This is a genomic window from Psychrobacter sp. MF31 (genome assembly GCF_012847335.1).
GTDB lineage: Bacteria > Pseudomonadota > Gammaproteobacteria > Pseudomonadales > Moraxellaceae > Psychrobacter.
Window position 1 is genome coordinate 127,167 of record NZ_JABBDX010000007.1, and the last position, 17,801, is coordinate 144,967.

Below are 17,801 nucleotides of genomic sequence, written 5' to 3' on the forward strand. Positions count from 1 at the left end.
CCCCATCATAACGCTTATCATGATAAACGAGGTTAAATCACACCATTATGTCCGATGAGGCTCCTAGTCCGAGTAGTTGGTCGATGCGCGGCTTAAAACGCTGGCTGACGACCGCCCCTGAAACCCGAGATGAACTGATTCGGCTCGTTCACGACTCGCGGCAGTTTTTAGAGCCCGATACCGTGGATATGTTAGAAGGCGTTTTGGATTTGCCCGCCACCCAAGTCCGCGAAATCATGACCCCAAGACCACAAGTGATTGGGCTTCACGAAAGTGCAAGCTTGACTGAGGTCATGGACATCATCCTTGAAGCGGCGCACTCGCGCTATCCGGTGTTTGATAGCCAAGACGATGACGCGGTGATTGGCATTTTACTTGCCAAAGATTTGATTCCGATTTTGGTGATGATGATCCGCGATCAAGAGGATAAAATCGACAGCAAGCGCCTTCGGGATTTGGTTCGTCAGCCGCTTTATATCAGTGAGTCGGCCCGCTCCGATACGCTGCTTCGCTCCTTACAAAGCACCCAAGTTCATATGGCGGTCGTGGTTGACGACTTTGGCAACTTTGCCGGCGTGGTCACGATGGAGGATTTGCTTGAGGAAATCGTTGGCGACATTGTTGATGAGCACGACGATTTTGATGAAGACAGCGACATTAATAACATCGTCCCGCACCCTGAAAAGTCCGATACATGGTGTGTCCAAGCAGCAACGGTGATTGAGGACTGTAACGATGAGCTTGGCAGTCATTTTGATGATGCTGAGGTTGACACCATGGGCGGTTTGGTGATGCAAGCGCTCGGTTATGTCAGTGATTTAGAAGGCGAAAGCGTCACCATTGATGATTGGAAAATCACCATCACCGACGTTGAAGGTCGCTTTATTCATCTGCTTGAGCTGACCAAATTGCCTAAAAATGAGATTGCCCCCAATCCATTACCCTAAAAATAGCTCGCTAATAATTTTGAAAAAAGCACGGTTCACGCCGTGTTTTTTTATGGCAATTAAAAAGTTATTTCACCGCCATTAAACCGACGAAATAAGTCGCCAAAGTTTTCCTTTTAATCTGCCCAACTGGTATCATGGGCGGCATTATTTGGGCAACGTTTTATTTTTTTATTGAGATCATTGGGAATCAGATATGCGGCTGACGACGTCGGATTTGCAAAAGCGGCTGAAGGCAAATCAAGAGCAAACTTTGCCGATTTTGGGCGCCATTCTTATCGCTTGGGTTGCCGGAGCGATGTTTTTATTGGCGCTTGCGCCTTATAAGATTTGGCCTTTGGCGATTGTGTCACCGGCGATTTTATACGCGTTATTAAAGCCTGCTATGAGCGGCAAGCGCGCGTTTATTATCGGCGAAGCTTATGGCATGGGGCTTTGGTGCGTGGGCGCGTTTTGGCTTTATACGTCCATTCATGATTATGGCGATACGCCAGCTTGGCTTGCGCTGATTATGATCGCGCTGATGGGGCTGGTCATGGGGCTGTTTCATGGGGTTTTGGCACTGATTTTTAACAATGTCGTTGGTCGTCAGCCATTATCCTTTGCCGCGCTTTGGGTCGCTCAAGAGTGGCTAAAAACGTGGCTGTTAACTGGATTTCCATGGTTGTTTGTCGGTTATGCGTTCACCGAGCAGTATTGGCTCTCAAGCATGGCGCCGGTTTTTGGGGTATTTGCTATCAGCTTTGTTGCCGTTTTATTTGCGGCAAGTTTGGTGGAAGCTGCCCGCCGCCGTTTAGGATTTTTATTAGCATCGATTGTTTTTGTTGGGATTGGCGTGGTGCTTTGGCTCATCAATCCGCAGTGGACAAAACCAAAAGGCACGCCCAATCTTACCGTATCATTGATTCAAGGCAATATCCCGCAAGATTTAAAATGGCTGACTGAATATCAGGTTGAAACGCTCAAAATCTACGCAACATTAACCCAAAGCGAATGGGGTCGCGACATTGTCCTTTGGCCAGAATCCTCCATTCCGATGTTTCAAGATGAAGCCATTGCCTTTATCAGCGAGATGGTCAAAGTCGCCAAAGAAACCGGAACGACTTGGATCACGGGAGTGCCTTATAAAGATACGGCGGCTTTTAATCCCAAAACGGATAAATACCCGCCATTTTATAACAGCGTGATTGCGCTTGGGGCGGATGCTGAAGGGCTTTATAAAAAGCAGCGTTTGGTGCCGTTTGGCGAATATATTCCGTTTGAAGGGGCACTTGATATCCTACCAAATTTGGCGGGAAATCAAGACATCATGAGCTATAGCCGCGGCGCGGATCACCAAGCACCGCTTCATGTTCGCGGTCACAATCTTGGTGCGGCAGTCTGCTATGAGGTGGCTTATCCCGACACCACGCGCAAAAATGCCATTGGCACCGACTTTTTATTGACCATTTCTAACGATGCTTGGTTTGGAACGTCTGCAGGACCATTACAGCATTTGCAAATGGTTCAAATGCGCGCTCTTGAAAACGGTCGCTGGTTTATGCGAGCAACCAACACTGGCGTCACTGCCATCATTGATGATAAAGGTCGCATTGTTAGCCGCGCCCCGCAGTTTGAGCGCACCGTACTTCGCGGCGAGATTGAAGCGCGAACAGGGCAAACCCCATTTACTCGCTTTGGCAATTATCCCGTGTTGGGCTTTATAGCGCTATTATTGGTATTAAGCTATCTTGGCAGGCGTGCCAATCAACACCGGTTACCAAACCGTTCATAGCGTTCAGGCTTTTTTTAAACTGGGATCATTCACTTAAAAATTGGCAATTTTTTTTGGCGTAAAAATATTTGTGAAGAATCCCATTAAATAGTTAAGGCTTTTAACAAATTGATAAAATTTGCGATATAATAGGCTAAAATTTTAAATATTTTTTGTGCAAGGTGGATGAGATATGTCAGAAGATATCAGCAGCAACAACCCCATGAAAGAGTTTGCGTTTGCTTTAGGCGGCGTGGGATTATTTTTAGGAATCGTCTTGCTCATTGGTATTTCCGCGTTTTTGCGTCCGGCAGGAGAGCATATTAAAGCTGAAGAGCCCGCCGCTGCAGAAACAACCGAAGCTGCCGCTGCGCCTGCCCCAGCTGCTAAAGCTGACGCCAGTAGCGAAGCTGCTGATCCTGCCGCTGCTGAACCAAAAGAAGAAGCGGGTGCAGGAGCAACAGAAGCTGCAACACCTGAGACGCCAGCCGATGCCACAGTAACGCCTGCGCCAAATGACAATGGCGGCGATGTGGTTGCCGCTGAAGCCGGAACGGCAACCGCGGAAGGCACAGTCAGCCAAGCAGCCGTTCAAGCCTCTGAGCCTGCCGCAGAAGTTGCCAACGCTGAGTCTGGAAAGCCGGATTCTGTTGCCAAATAAGCGCTAAAGCGAGTTTTAAAGCCAGTTATTAACTGAGTCTGTCAGCAATTTTAGCCCTTAAGATTGCTGATTTTTTGCATCTAAAATTTAAGCTCAATAAGAAAAATTTTTTTAGATTGCGTGATCTGTTCCAAACTTACCATGCATTAAATCAATCCTGTCAAAGCGATCCCTTTGGCAGGATTTTTTTGTGTTAGCTTTTGACAGCAACTTATGCCAAAGCTATTGGTAAAACAGTTTATAGACAACTATTTTTTTGATGGCTTGACTAAGATTAAGGGACAGGATAAAACAAGGTCAGCAAATTTAAGTAAATCGCCTGCAATGGACTTAGTGGCAGGCAAATCGATGACCAATAAAAGGATGATTTATGGGCGAGCAGCCACAACCAAAGCTAAGCTCACATCAGCTGGCGGCGCTTGACACTGGGTTTTTGGGGCACCCAAAGCCTTTGCAATCGCTGTTTTTTACCGAGATGTGGGAGCGCTTTTCTTATTATAGTATCCGGCCGCTGTTGGTGCTATTTATGGTAGCGGCAGTGAGCCGCGGTGGTTTTGGCTTTGATGAGGCAACGGCCGCCGCCATTTACGGTATTTTTGCAGGATCTCTGTATTTGGCGGCGGTTCCGGGCGGCTGGCTTGCCGACAATTGGCTTGGTCAAGAGCGGGCGCTTTGGTGGGGCAGTATTGTGATCGCATCAGGTCACCTTTGCATTGCCTTATCAGCGGTTATGGGAAGGGCGCTGTTTTTTTTAGGGCTGATGTTTATTGTTATTGGTTCAGGGTTATTTAAAACCTGCATTTCAGTGATGGTTGGGACGCTTTATCCAAGGGGCGATAGGCGGCGCGACGCAGGATTCACCTTATTTTATATGGGAATTAACTTGGGATCGCTGTTTGCTGCGTTGATCGTTGGTGTGTTTAAAGAAAAAGAGCTTTGGCATATTGGCTTTGGCGTTGGCGGTGTTGGCATGCTGATTTCTTTGTTGATTTACCGCTTTGTGGCTCAAAAATCGCTGAGCAGCTTTGCTCGCGCCAAAAACATCACCGCCGATTGGGAAGTGGTAAACAGTCGCTATAAAAATATCGGTACTTGGGTTTTAGGGGCGGTCGCGCTTGCCGTCGTTATCATCGGGTTGATTGTAAGTGGCGTGATGCCATTTAATCCGGTCATTGTCGCTGAATATATGACGTATAGCATTGCCACCGTGGTGCTGCTGTATTTTGTGGTGATGTTTTTATCGCCAAGGCTAAGTGGTGCAGATAAAAAGCGCCTGCTTGTTTGCTTGCTGTTAATTATTGGCTCGACCCTTTTTTGGTCAAGCTTTGATCAGCAGCCGACCTCGTTTAACTTATTTGCCGATCGCTATACCGATTTAGAGGTGATGGGATTTCATATTCCAAGCATTTGGTTTCAATCGCTCAATCCGTTTTTTATTTTGCTGCTTGCGCCCATAGTTAGCATCATTTGGCTCAAGCTTGGGGCTAAAGGACTTGAGCCAAACAGCATGGTAAAATTTGCCATTGGTATGCTGCTTGCAGCGGCAGGGTTTGGTTTGATGATAATGGCATCAAAAAGCATTTTGGGCGGAAATGGCGTTCTTGCTTCCCCGCTTTGGCTGGTTGGTAGCTTGTTTTTATTAACTTTAGGTGAGCTTGCGCTCAGTCCGGTGGGACTGTCTTCAATGACGCGGCTGGCGCCTGAAGGTATGCAAGGGCAAATCATGGGGCTGTTTTTTGCCTCCGTGGCAATGGGAAATTTAATCGCGGCGTTTTTTGGTGGTCACGTGACCGCGGACAAAATCGAAGGGCTTCCCGGATTGTTTTCAATGATGGCAATCTTTTTGGCGGTGACAGCAGTGATTTTACTTGTCTTATCCAAACCTATGAGCGCGATGATTAACAACAGCAGTGGCGTTAAGCTGTAATTTTTGCAAGCAACGCGGTTGCAATTGATCCAAATTTGCCGCATAACTTAATTTGTCTTTGCTCAATTTAATGATAAAAGCTGCATAAGGGCAGCTTTTTTCGTTAGCGATAACCTCAGATCAAAATTTTAACTGTAATTTGAAACTGTAACTTTAAATAAACCTGAAAAAAAAGAGGCGTTATGATCGCAACCAATTCAACTTCCCAAGAAAAATCCCTTATCAAATCACGATTGGCAACTTTGCGCGAAACCCTTGCTAAGCAACATATTGCCGCCATCATTGTGCCGACCGCCGACCCGCATTTGTCCGAATATCTGCCCGAATACTGGCAAGGTCGGCAATGGCTGTCAGGGTTTACCGGATCAGTTGGCACTTTGGTGGTGACCCAAGATTTTGCAGGGCTTTGGGCGGACAGCCGCTATTGGGTTCAAGCGGCGGATCAACTTGCTGGCACGGGGATTGAGCTACAAAAATTAGCGCCCAGTTATCCCAATCATATCACTTGGCTAGCTGACAACTTAGCTTCAGGCGATACCGTTGCGATCGATGGCGATGTTTTAGCCTTAAGCGAAAAAGAAAAACTTGAAACTGCCTTTGCTAAAAAAGGTGTGGTGTTAGAAGTAAGCCGCGATATATTAGCGGAAATTTGGGAAAATCGCGCCGCCTTGCCAAGCGCCGCAATGTTTGCTCATGATGAAAAGTTTGTAGACAGCAGCGCCGCCGATAAGCTTGCCAAAGTTCGAAGTGAAATGGCAAAAATCGGCGCAAGCCATCACTTATTATCAAGCCTTGATGACATTGCTTGGCTGACCAATTTGCGCGGCGCCGATGTGGAATACAATCCAGTATTTTTAGCGCATCTTTTGATTAGTAGTAATGACGCGACATTGTTTGTTGATAGCCGCAAAGTCAGTGATGCTGTTAAAAACAGTTTGGTTCAAAGTGGTATTGACATTGCCGATTATCAAAACGTGAAATTTGCGTTAGGCAAGTTGCAAGCTAGCGATATTTTGCTATTAGACCCGAACAAAGTTGCCGCAGGAACGGTAGCAAGCGTTGCAAAAGAGGTAAAAATCCTTGAGCAAATGGCGCCAAGCACGCTATTAAAATCGGTCAAATCACCTGCCGATATCGACAATATCCGCGAAGCCATGCGCCAAGATGGGGCAGCGCTTTGTGAGTTTTTTGCTGATTTTGAAGCCAAGCTTGCTGATGGTGAGCCATTAACCGAGCTTGACGTTGACCAAATGCTGATTGAGGCTCGCAGCCGTCAGCCCAATTACATTTCACCAAGTTTTGCCACCATTGCCGGATTTAACGAAAACGGCGCGCTGCCGCATTACCGAGCGACCCCTGAAAAATACAGCCAGCTTGACCCAAAAGTTGGCGGCTTGTTGCTGATCGATTCTGGCGCTCAATACCAAAACGGAACGACGGACATTACCCGCGTGGTTGGTGTTGGGGCGGTGAATGACGCACAAAAACGCGATTTTACCTTAGTGCTCAAAGCGCATATTGCACTTGCTCGAGCACATTTCCCCGACGGCATTGCCTCGCCGCTGATTGATGCGATTTGCCGAGCGCCGCTTTGGCAGGAGCAATTGGACTTTGGTCACGGCACCGGTCACGGCGTTGGCTACTTTTTAAACGTTCATGAAGGTCCGCAAGTGATTGCCTTTGGCGCCACCACGCCAAAAGAGCGGGCGATGAAGGCGGGAATGATCACCAGTAATGAGCCGGGGCTGTACCGCGAAGGCAAATGGGGTATCCGCATTGAAAACTTAGTGGTCAATATGCCCGTTGCCAACCCAAGCGAGACGGATTTTGGCAAGTTTTTATACTTTGAAACGGTGACCTATTGCCCGATTGATACACGCTTAATAGATAAATCGCGACTCACCCAAATCGAAATCGACTGGTTAAATGACTATCATAAGCTGGTCTTTGATCAGTTAAATTCACGCGTTGATGGCGCAGCGCTGGCTTGGCTAACCGCGCGAACCCAAGCCATTTAAGAAAAGTTTTAATCGTCATAAAAAAGCGCCTTTACTTGGCGCTTTTTTGTGGGGGAGTTTTGCAAAAATAAGCTTAGTTCTGATCTTGCTTGTTATTGGCGTTAATCTTGGCAAGTTGTCGACTCACTTCTTCTTTAAGCCAAACTTTTAAGTCCTCTGAAAGCTGCATCATATTATCGGTCAAAAAGTCGTCAAGATGATTGCTCAATGCTTGGGTAAGCTCATCTGCGGTTTTGGCGGTAATGGATAAGCTTTCAGGAACATTTTTGCGCGGCGCTTGGTCGTTAGGTTCTGTTATGTCTGCTAGCGGTTGTTCTTGCTGGTCATCATGAGCGTTTGAAGCTTCAACATCTTTATTTTTATTACTTTTATCAGCGTCGTTTTCAGTCGTTAAACTTTCGACAATTTCCGTGACCTCATGTTTAGTTTCATTAGGTTCACTAGTTTGAGAAGCTTGCTCAGCTGCTTCAACCTTATCGTTATTTTCTGCTTGGTTTTCTTGCAGATTTCCTGAGTGGTTTTGCGTAATGATGTCGTCAAATAAGGCATCAACGTCGTCAGCAGTGAGGGCTTGGGATTCAGTTTTTACTTCATCAGTAGCCTTTAGGTCGTCTTTTTTAGCTGCTGCTTGGTCGTCAAGATTTTCCGTAGCCGTAGTTTCTGCAGGATCGGCAGTCAAGTCTTGTGGTTGTTCTTTAGATTGAGCTTCTGCTTTTTCTTGCTCGCGGCGCTGTTTGTCTTTGGCGGCTTTTTCGATGGCAGCGCGCTCAGCTTGATCGCGTTTTTGGCGGCGAGCTTCACGATCTTGGTTTTCTTGGTCAATAAGGCGCCGCTTTTCTTGTTGCTCAGCATCCAATCGGCGCTTATTTTCAGCTTCCAAATGCTTTTGATATAAGGTGTTTAAATGTGCGTCCAAGTCGTCAACGGTGAATTGATGCGACTGTAATTCGGTATCAAATTGCAATAAGGTGGCGATGTCGGCAAGCTCTTGAACGATGGCGCTGCGGATAAATTCGGGCGTTTGCGTCCAGCGCTGATAAAATTGGTGCGAAAATGAGTAACTTGACATAGTTTTTTTCCATTGGGCTAAAAATTACCCCTTATCATACGCAAGCTTGATAAGGGGCGGCAAGGTGATTCGCACTGTTTTTTTAAGGGTGGTGATTTAGCGCTTGATTAGCTTTTATCATGGGCAGTTGGGTAGCGTGCAAAAATCAGCGAGCCGTTGGTACCACCAAAGCCAAAGCTGTTGGATACGGCATAATTTAGGTTATCAACTTTACGTGAAGTGTTGGCAACGTAATCAAGGTTGCAGCCGTCCTCCAAATTTTCTAAATTGATGGTCGGTGGAACGTACTGATCTTGCAAGGCTTTGATGGTAAAAATCGCTTCAATACCGCCTGCTGCACCAAGTAAGTGACCGGTCATCGATTTGGTTGAGCTGACTAAAATGGTGTCTTTAACCGGCGCAAATACCGTTTCAATGGCGATGGATTCGGCAACGTCGCCGGCGGGCGTGCTGGTACCGTGAGCGTTAACATAGCCGACAACGTCAGGGTTGATTCCGGCGTCATTTAAAGCATTAGTCATGGCGCGAGCGGCGCCGCGACCATCTTCAGGGGGCGCGGTGATGTGGCTTGCGTCATCACTCATACCAAAGCCAACCAGCTCTGCCAAAATAGTCGCGCCGCGAGCTTTGGCGTGGGCAAGGCTTTCTAATACCAAAACGCCGGCGCCATCGCCTAACACAAAGCCGTCGCGGTCTTTGTCAAAAGGTCTTGATGCGCGAGTTGGCTCGTCGTTTCGCGTCGATAGCGCGTGCATGGCGCCAAATCCTGCCATCCCAAGTGGGCTTGAGCCTTTTTCGCTGCCGCCTGCCAGCATCACATCAGCATCGCCATAAGCAATCAAGCGCGCGGCAAGACCAATCGCGTGAGTTGCGGTGGTGCAAGCCGTGGCGGTGGCAAGGTTAGGACCTTTTAAATCGTGTTTGATAGCGACCAGTCCGGCTGCCATATTCACAATTGAGCCGGGGATAATAAACGGCGAAACTTTTTTCGCGCCTTTATTACTCAAGGTGTCGCAGCTGTTCTCAATGGTTTGGATGCCGCCAATTCCTGAGCCTAAAATAATGCCAAAGCGTTCAGGATTAACGCCTTGAACCGGCGCGTCAGTAGCGCTGACCTCGTCGATAAATCCGGCATCTTTTAATGCCATTGCGGCAGCTGCGATACCATAATGCATAAATTCATCATAGCGGCGGGCGTCTTTGGCATTCATAAATGCTTTCACGTCAAAGTCTTTAACCGTTCCGGCAATGCGCGCGCGAAAATCTGAAGCATCAAAATGCTCAATGTGGCGGATGCCGCTTTCGCCATTTAAAAGCCGCTCCCAAGTGCTTGCCACATCAAGCCCAAGCGGCGTAATTGCGCCCATTCCGGTGACTACCACCCGCATCTCATCGGGGCGCTCAAAATGTGGCGGCTTTTGGCGAGAAAACGGCGACGTTGCCGGCGCATCTTTGGTAGAAAAATCGAGAGTTGGGCTGATCTGGCTCATGCAAAGTGTCCTATTTGGTTGCAACTTTATCAAAAGATTGACGCTTGCTGTAGTTATAGCGTTATCTTGGTCTTTTGGCAACCATTATAAAACACATAAGTGAACGGCTGTAAACTTAAATCAAAAGATAGTTTGTTTTTTTGGTAACTGTGCCTAAAAATAATAAGACCATTAAGCAAAACAAACCTGACCTAACACCACCTTTTTAGTGGCGCCAGTGACTGCCGGTAAATTGCTCGTTTCCCCCATCAGCGATTGTTTTGCCAGCCAAGCAAAGGCGACCGCTTCCACCCAAGTTGGCGCAAGTCCAAGCGCGTCGGTGGTGAATACCGTGCAATTTGGCAAATTGGCTTGCAAGCGGCTTAATAAATAACCGTTTAACGCGCCACCACCGCAAACATAAATGGCAGCTTGGCTATCCGGATATTTTTCAATAAATGGTAAAATCTGAGCGCTGCTGCTTTTTGCGGTTAATTCCACAAGGGTTGCTTGAACATCGGCAGGTGCGAGCGGCTCAGGATTGTTTTTGACAGGATTACTGTTAACAAAACGGCTGATCTCATCTTCAAGCCAAGCTAAATTAAACTCCTCGCGACCGGTACTTTTAGGAAAGGATTTGGCAAAAAACGAGTGCGCTAGCAGTTGCTCAAGTAGTGGCGCAATAATTTGACCGGACTTTGCCCAAGCCCCATCTTTATCATAAGGTTTGCCCAAATGCTGTTGAACCCAAGCATCCATTAACATATTTGCAGGACCCGTATCAAAACCAACGACGTCACCATTCGGTGGTAACACGGTAATATTGGCAATGCCGCCCAAATTGAGCAAAATTCGCAGCTCATCTGTTTTAGCAAATAGCGCCTGATGAACTGCCGGAACGAGCGGCGCACCTTGACCACCAACTGCCAAATCACGGCGACGAAAGTCACTCACCACGCTGACTCCTGTCCGCTCAGCAATGATGCTTGAATCAATCAATTGCAAACTAAAGCCAAAGTTTGGGCGGTGGCGAACCGTCTGACCATGACAGCCAATCGCTAAAATATCCTCGGCGCTGATTTTTGCTTGCTCAAGCAGCCTATTGACCACTTCACTGGCAAATTCACTATATTGCGAGCTTGCCAGCCCAAACCAATCAAGCTCACTGGCGTTTTTTGGCTCGTTTTCTTGCGCGGTAAGCTGATTTGTGCCATCAGGCAAACTTAACGCAAGCAAGATGTCGCGAAGCCGTGGCGGAAAATCTTGGCTGATGGTCGCGATTAATTTTAGCGGTTTGTCGCTACGGTTTTGTTTGTCATTATTGTCATCAAATTGGCAAATTACCGCATCCATACCATCAAGGCTCGTCCCCGACATCATGCCGATATAAAAGCCGTTATCGAAGCTTTCAAATAATGACGCTGACAAATCCGTCTCAAATTCAGGCAAAAGGGCGGCTATTTCATCAGAACAAAGATTCAGATTTGACCCCAAGCTTGGGTTACTCATGGCAATTTACCTTAAAAAACGCTACTATATCTGCCAAATTTTAGCATTTTTTTATCAGCGCAATCCCTTATTTTCACAATCCCAACGACCGTCAAAGAGAGTACCATGACCGAATTGACCTTAGAAGACCAGCTGGCAGTCATCCAACGCGGAACGCAAGAAATCTTATCCACCGAGGACTTGGTCGCCAAGCTGAAGCAAAACCGACCGCTGCGAATCAAAGCCGGATTTGACCCCACCGCCCCTGATTTGCACTTAGGTCATACGGTTTTGATTAATAAGCTCAAGCATTTTCAAGATTTAGGTCATGAGATTTACTTTTTAATTGGCGACTATACCGCCAAAATCGGCGACCCCTCCGGCAAAAACGCCACTCGCCCGCCATTGACCGACGAGCAAATTAAGCTTAATGCCAAAACTTACGCTGAGCAGGTGTTTAAGATTTTGGACAAAGACAAAACCCGAGTGGTGTTCAACTCCGAATGGTTTAGCAACATGAGCGCCGCTGACATGATTCAGCTTGCCAGTCAGCAAACCGTCTCACGGATGCTTGAGCGCGACGACTTTGCCAAGCGCTACGCCTCACAAACGCCGATTTCCATTCACGAGTTTTTATACCCGCTGGTTCAAGGTTACGATTCCATCGCGCTTAAAGCCGACGTTGAGCTTGGCGGCACGGACCAAACGTTTAACTTACTTATGGGTCGCACCTTACAAGGTCGCTACGGTCAAGAGCCGCAAGTTTGTATTACCGTGCCGATTTTGGAAGGCTTGGACGGCGTTAATAAAATGTCAAAATCGCTTGGTAACTATGTCGCCATCGATGACGCTCCGGGTGCGATGTACCAAAAAATCCTATCCATGCCGGACACGCTGATTCGTCGTTATTTTGAGTTTTTAAGCTTTAAGCCGATGAAGGACGTTGAAGCGTTAATGCTTGAGATGGAAAACGGTCGCAATCCGCAAGAAATCAAGCGCATTTTAGCCGAAGAGTTAATTGAGCGATTTCATGGCGCAGAAGCTGCCGCAAGCGCTCACAAATCTGCGGGCAATGTGTTAGCCGATGGCGAGCTTCCCGTTGATTTGCCCGAAGTCACCCTTGATTTGGACGGTCAAGACGCCTTATTTATCGCTCAAGTGCTTAACCAAGCAGGGCTTGCCAAAAATAGCTCCTCGGCAAAAGATATGCTCAAGCGCGGCGCGGTCAAAGTTGACGGCGAAGTGGTTGATGCCGGATTTAGCTTAACCAGCGGTCAATCGGTCGTCATTCAAGCCGGAAAAAAGGCATTTGCCAAGGTGATGGTTGCTTAATTTGCTGAAAAAAATAAGGTCGGAAAAGACAAAATTTTCGACCTTATTTATCATTTAAGCCGTTATCTAAATTGTTCAAAATAAGCTAAAGCTATGTCTGAAATAAAAACCGTTCCTCAAGGCATTTATCGTCATTATAAAGGCAACCTCTACCAAGTCTTGCACACAGCACAGCATTCCGAAACCGAAGAGGCGCTCGTCATTTATCGTTGTCTTTATGGCGAGTTTGACGTTTGGGCGCGACCGCTGTCGATGTTTACAGAAACGGTAATGGTTGATGGTAAAGAAGTGCCACGGTTTGAAATGATTAAAGCTTTGGCGGATTAAGATCTAACAAGCCGCGTTATTGTTTGATATTCTATCAGTTCCATGATCACAGACTGTTTTAAATGGTCTGTTATTTCATTTACAGGCGTGATGCTTGGTTCTTTTGGGGTATACACATAGAACCTATTGAAATAGCTTATCTAGTTTTGCGACAGCATTATCATATTCTTTGCCTGGATCTAGAAATGCTGCTTTAAATGAATAGTAATCTGCTAAAAAATCCAATGAGCATCCACCTAAAGATTTTGCTTTTTCCATAAGCTTCATTCTAGAATCAAAAGGTATATACCATAAGTCATCTTCTAATAAGCACTTAACTAACATATCAACATCGGAGCATTCTTCTACTGCTTTGTCAAAGCTACTTAGAACATCTCTCCACGTCCCAATATCTGCATTTACTTCCGCTTCGTACATCTCCCTAATTTTTGCGCTAATTCTACAGATATTCATTCTACAGATATTCACTTATACATAGGTTATTAAGAAATCAAAATTTTTTGGCAATCATTGAGAAAATCCTCTAAAAATAATTTAAAAGCACTTGCTCTAACGGAAAAATCCAAACCCAAATCGTATCCTGTAATTTGGCTGTTTGTATAAACCCCGACAGGCACTCTTAGGTTGATAAACAATAAATCGTCATTTGATTTAAAGATATCCATAGTGAAGAACATATCGATAGGATAGATAGAAAAAACTATTTCATCCTCCTCTGCAAACTGAGCTAAATTATCAAGCTTTGTAATTTGTCTTTTTAGATAGGTTATATTCTCATATGATATATATCTATCTACTTCATTAACATTTTTGAAATCCAAACATAGCAGCTCTGTTTTTACTTTAAAGTTGCACATTACACCAAGCTCATTATAAGAAACTGGTGCAAGCTCAATAGCTATATTTTTGTTACAATTGACCAAGTTACTCATTTTGATTGCTCTTAAAAATGAATTATGATGACTACTATTATAGTAACTGCCAAGTTACCTGTTAAGTCATTTAATACAAGTAGCAGTAATGCGTCTCAACGTCGGAAATATTTCTTCATGTACATCATAAAGTACAATGCCGTTACTTTAATAATTCAAACTATTGATATTATTAGCCTGTAGCCTAGAGTTCAAATCCTAACTAGGAAAGCGAGCCTTCTAAACACACTAAGACTGCCCGAATCACCCAAACCTTTTATATGATTAGCCTAAATATCTATGAATTTGTTTTAAATGAGATTGAGTGATGACAAAAGGCAGTCTTTTTTAAAGCCCATTTACTGCCAAAGCTTCGCGTAACTGGCATCACTAATATCCGCAATATCAAGCTCATTGAGCATTGACCGCAGCTCCGACCAGCGATTGGCATCCGGTGCAATCGGCGTTACCAAGCGCTTGAGCGTATCTTTAATGATGTCGTCCATGAGCGCAGACGGCGAATCTTCGGTAAAGCTGTAATAAATCTCGCAAGCCTTTTTAACATCCCCAACGCAAAGCTGAGTCATCTCATTAGTGATCTGAACAAATTTATCAATCGCGGCTGATTTTTGCTCGTAAATGCTGTGCGTCGTCATCAGCTCAAGCGCCGAAAAATTGGGGTAGGGCGACACATTTTGGTCGATAAAGGTAAAATCAAGCCCCAAATACTTAGCTTCAACGCCCTCAAAATTGTAAAAACACAGCCAAGCACCATCAAAGTCGCCATTGTCATCGCCATGCTCTAAATGATGCAAATGCTGAAAGTCCGTTTCCACAAATTCAACGTGTTTTTCGTCAAGCTCAAAGCCATTTTGTTTGGCATAGCGCTTAAGGATTTCAAAGCCGATTTTATTAGTAATCGGATTTGCCGCAGGGGTGGTGATGCGAATGGGCTGATTTTGTTCAAGTTTTTTCATGCTGCTGGTTTTCATCAGCACGCCGCCATCAGTCACAAAAAAGCAGCCAAGCGCCTTTAAATCGGCAAAATAATGCTCAAATAAATGAATCGGCTCGTTCACGTGCAAATCAATCGCGCCCGATTGCAACTCGCTAAAGCCATCGTAATGCTCGTCAGGCTCAATCATGTGAATATCAAGACCGGCGTTTTTATACGCTCCGGTGTGAATTCCAGCGATAAACGGCAGGTGGTCTGGGTTTAAAAACCATTCTAAAGTGAGCGTCAGCTTGGTAGTCATTGTTATCCTTAAAGTTTATTGTTCGTTGTTATCAAGTCGCGTTGTTATCAAATCGCATGGTTATAAAATCAGCTTGCAAACCATAGCACAGTTTAACTTATGACAAGTTAGTGATAACGTTAATAAGGCTCGCAAAAAAGCTAAGCCAAATTGCCGTCAAAGGAGATCATCATGCCGCCGTCATCATTGCCGACACTTCCCAATCTTGACGATAAGTTGTATCCGCAGTCATGGCAAAATCAAATTGTTGCGACGCCGACCGAGCTATTAATAGCAATGATTTGCGGTCAAATTGACATTGACGCGGACGATTTTGCAAAACGGCTACTCGCCAACAAAACCTATCAAGATTGGGTCAATTTCACCGTCTTTGGCAGCTATATTCAGCGTAGTTTTGCCGCCTTTTATCAGCAAACTGAGGACAGCTTTAACCAAGATTTACCCGCGATTTTTTATCGCGAGCTGAAACGCCACGCTCAATATTTACCGCTCAATCAAACCTTATTTTTTGCCGGAAATTTGCCAAAAACCACAAGACAAAATAAGCTGTTATTTACCACGCTTAACCCTGCCACCGCCATTTTAGACGCGCAAAACCTTAGCCAAGCTGCAACTCCCGTCATTATTAATCAAATCAAGGTTACCGGAAAAACCGTTGCCGCCTTTGCCGTCCGCCATAACAAACGAACGCGCGAGCGGCTAAAAAGTCAGGTATTGATTTTAGACTTTCAGCAGCTAAGATTGGTTAAAGAAGATATTATCGACGCAGATTTGACCTATTGTTTAAATACGTATGACATCAAATAAAGGCAAATAAAAAACGCCAACCAAGTTTTGATTGACGTTCAACTATTAAGCTAAATTAAGAAAAGTTAATGGGTATCGTGGGTTTTTGTGCCAAAAATTTTATCACCGGCATCACCAAGCCCCGGAATGATATAGCCATGCTCATCCAAATGGCTATCAAGCGCGGCGGTATAAATGGTCACGTCCGGATGCGCCTCATTTACCAAGCGAACGCCCTCAGGAGCAGCAACCAAAACGAGCGCCTTAATATTGTTGCAGCCATGTTTTTTGAGCATATCAATGGTCGCGACCATTGAGCCGCCAGTTGCCAGCATCGGGTCAATAATCAGCGCCGGACGCTTGTCCATATGGCTGACAAATTTTTCAAAAAACGGCACTGGCTGAAGCGTTTTTTCATCGCGCTGAAGTCCCACCACCGAGATTTTTGCGGTTGGAATCAAATCTAAAACCCCGTCAAGCATCCCAAGCCCTGCGCGCAAAATCGGCACGACCGTCACCGTTTTACCGATGATTTGCTCACCCGTAATTTCCCCGCACCAGCCTTGCATCGGAAACGTTTCCACCCCAAAATCGCGGCTTGCCTCATACGCCATCAATCGCGCAAGCTCTTTGGTCAGCGTCCGAAACTTATAAGTGCTACAATCTTTTTCCCGCATTAAGCTCAGCTTATGGCGCACTAAAGGATGGTCAATTACCGTAATATTTAAGTCACTCATGAGCACTCTCTTGGTTTTTGGTCGTGTGCTATGATAGCAAAAAACAGCTTTTTTGCGGGAGAAAATCATGACCAAACGCCCATTAGAACAAAATGATATGAATAACGGTTTAAGCCAAAAAAATAATCAAGCAAATGACTTAATAATCACTGAGCAACATTCAAATTTGCCCATCGAAACGCATCCGTTTACGCCCGTTCTACCACCAAATGCCACCGTCATGATGATGGGGACGTTCCCGCCAACTTCCGATAAATGGGCAATGCGCTTTCATTATCCCAATTTTTATAATGACATGTGGCGCATTTACGGCCGCGTGTTTTTTGATGACGCCGACCATTTTCGCGTTGGGAACGAAAAGCATTTTGACCCCGAACGCATCCGCGCCTTTTTATGTGAGCGCGGCATCGCCCTTTGCCCAAGCGTCCGGCAGGCCATCCGCGAAACCGGAAACGCCTCCGACAAACACTTAACCGTCGTTACCCCTGTCGATTTGCCAACTATCCTACCGCAAGTGCCAAACGTCACCACCTTATTTACCACCGGCGGTAAAGCCACCGAAACCCTAATCGGTCTACTTGACGAGCCACTCCCCAAATCAAAATACCCAAAAACCAACCAAAGCATCGCGTTTCCTTATCATACCCCGAGCATTGAGCGCCAACTGACTTTATATCGGCTGCCTTCCACCTCACGAGCTTACCCGTTAGCCCTTGATAAAAAGGTCGCCGCTTATAAAGATTTTTTTGAAAAAATGGGCAAACTATAAAGACAGTGAAAGGGGAATGATGATAGAATAATAGTGAAATCAATACTTTATAAATTAATTCAAATATTTTTCAAATAACGCTTGACCTGCTCTCAAACTTCTCTATAATACGCCCCCACAAGGACGGAAGTTGGCAGCGAAAGCCGCTGATCGTTTTAAAGGGTTTGAATTGCCAAGCGCGATTTAAATTAACTTTTAAAAAGAATTAAAAAACTTCTTGACTTATGAATTGAAGCGTCTATAATACGCACCTCACAAGGCAACACTGGTGCCAAGTTTGAAAGCTTGAATTGAATAAGCGAATCAAACGGCAATAACAGATTTCCTTGAGAAACAAATTAAAACAAAAGC

16 protein-coding genes are annotated in these 17,801 nt (G+C 45.6%); 9 read left to right on the forward strand and 7 right to left on the reverse strand.

All coding sequences use genetic code 11. The features are described 5' to 3' along the window. Positions 1–47: 47 nt before the first annotated feature. The 5 genes from HF322_RS10060 (at position 48) to HF322_RS10080 (ending at position 7,306) form a co-directional block, all read left to right on the forward strand. Complete coding sequence (locus HF322_RS10060; protein WP_169393311.1) at positions 48–947, forward strand: HlyC/CorC family transporter; 900 nt, start codon at positions 48–50, stop codon at positions 945–947. Positions 948–1,143: 196 nt separating this feature from the next. Next, complete coding sequence (lnt, locus tag HF322_RS10065) at positions 1,144–2,721, forward strand: apolipoprotein N-acyltransferase (protein WP_169393312.1); 1,578 nt, start codon at positions 1,144–1,146, stop codon at positions 2,719–2,721. 172 nt (positions 2,722–2,893) lie between these two features. Next, entirely contained in the window at positions 2,894–3,361 is a 468-nt protein-coding gene (locus HF322_RS10070; protein WP_169393313.1) for a hypothetical protein, read from the forward strand. Positions 3,362–3,731: 370 nt separating this feature from the next. Then, complete coding sequence (locus HF322_RS10075; protein WP_169393314.1) at positions 3,732–5,288, forward strand: peptide MFS transporter; 1,557 nt, start codon at positions 3,732–3,734, stop codon at positions 5,286–5,288. Between the two features lie 182 nt (positions 5,289–5,470). Then, positions 5,471–7,306 carry an aminopeptidase P family protein gene (locus HF322_RS10080; RefSeq protein WP_169393315.1) on the forward strand — a complete coding sequence of 612 codons (1,836 nt, stop codon included), beginning with the start codon at positions 5,471–5,473 and terminating at the stop codon, positions 7,304–7,306. 73 nt (positions 7,307–7,379) lie between these two features. Here the strand turns inward: HF322_RS10080 and HF322_RS10085 are convergent, their stop codons facing one another. From HF322_RS10085 to HF322_RS10095, 3 genes are all read right to left on the reverse strand, one after another. Beyond that, positions 7,380–8,375, reverse strand: a complete 996-nt coding sequence (locus HF322_RS10085) for a hypothetical protein (RefSeq protein WP_169393316.1) — start codon at positions 8,373–8,375, stop codon at positions 7,380–7,382. A gap of 107 nt (positions 8,376–8,482) precedes the next feature. Then, the gene (gene fabF / locus HF322_RS10090; protein ID WP_223193267.1) at positions 8,483–9,763 is read right to left on the reverse strand and encodes a beta-ketoacyl-ACP synthase II; all 1,281 of its coding nucleotides are present in this window, start codon (positions 9,761–9,763) and stop codon (positions 8,483–8,485) included. A gap of 273 nt (positions 9,764–10,036) precedes the next feature. Further along, positions 10,037–11,353 (reverse strand): anhydro-N-acetylmuramic acid kinase, encoded by a 1,317-nt coding sequence (locus HF322_RS10095; RefSeq protein ID WP_169393318.1) that lies wholly within the window; start codon positions 11,351–11,353, stop codon positions 10,037–10,039. A 105-nt stretch (positions 11,354–11,458) separates the two neighbouring features. On the opposite strand from HF322_RS10095, the gene tyrS reads away from it, so the two are divergent. Then, positions 11,459–12,664: a tyrosine--tRNA ligase gene (gene tyrS / locus HF322_RS10100; RefSeq protein WP_169393319.1), complete on the forward strand. Its 1,206-nt coding sequence runs from the start codon at positions 11,459–11,461 to the stop codon at positions 12,662–12,664. A 93-nt stretch (positions 12,665–12,757) separates the two neighbouring features. Further along, positions 12,758–12,991 carry a DUF1653 domain-containing protein gene (locus tag HF322_RS10105; RefSeq protein ID WP_169393320.1) on the forward strand — a complete coding sequence of 78 codons (234 nt, stop codon included), beginning with the start codon at positions 12,758–12,760 and terminating at the stop codon, positions 12,989–12,991. A 123-nt stretch (positions 12,992–13,114) separates the two neighbouring features. Here HF322_RS10105 and HF322_RS10110 read toward each other — a convergent pair whose 3' ends face one another. From HF322_RS10110 to HF322_RS10120, 3 genes are all read right to left on the reverse strand, one after another. After that, positions 13,115–13,408 carry a hypothetical protein gene (locus tag HF322_RS10110; protein WP_169393321.1) on the reverse strand — a complete coding sequence of 98 codons (294 nt, stop codon included), beginning with the start codon at positions 13,406–13,408 and terminating at the stop codon, positions 13,115–13,117. 65 nt (positions 13,409–13,473) lie between these two features. Further along, entirely contained in the window at positions 13,474–13,923 is a 450-nt protein-coding gene (locus HF322_RS10115) for a hypothetical protein (protein WP_169393322.1), read from the reverse strand. Between the two features lie 338 nt (positions 13,924–14,261). Further along, positions 14,262–15,158, reverse strand: a complete 897-nt coding sequence (locus HF322_RS10120) for an ABC transporter substrate-binding protein (protein WP_169393323.1) — start codon at positions 15,156–15,158, stop codon at positions 14,262–14,264. A gap of 171 nt (positions 15,159–15,329) precedes the next feature. On the opposite strand from HF322_RS10120, the gene HF322_RS10125 reads away from it, so the two are divergent. Then, positions 15,330–15,965, forward strand: coding sequence for a hypothetical protein (locus HF322_RS10125; RefSeq protein WP_169393324.1), 636 nt, complete (start codon positions 15,330–15,332; stop codon positions 15,963–15,965). Between the two features lie 65 nt (positions 15,966–16,030). Here HF322_RS10125 and upp read toward each other — a convergent pair whose 3' ends face one another. After that, the gene (gene upp, locus HF322_RS10130) at positions 16,031–16,681 is read right to left on the reverse strand and encodes a uracil phosphoribosyltransferase (RefSeq protein ID WP_169393325.1); all 651 of its coding nucleotides are present in this window, start codon (positions 16,679–16,681) and stop codon (positions 16,031–16,033) included. A gap of 97 nt (positions 16,682–16,778) precedes the next feature. Here upp and HF322_RS10135 point away from each other — a divergent pair, with 97 nt between their 5' ends. After that, the gene (locus tag HF322_RS10135; RefSeq protein WP_375138537.1) at positions 16,779–17,450 is read left to right on the forward strand and encodes a DNA glycosylase; all 672 of its coding nucleotides are present in this window, start codon (positions 16,779–16,781) and stop codon (positions 17,448–17,450) included. Positions 17,451–17,801: the final 351 nt, after the last annotated feature.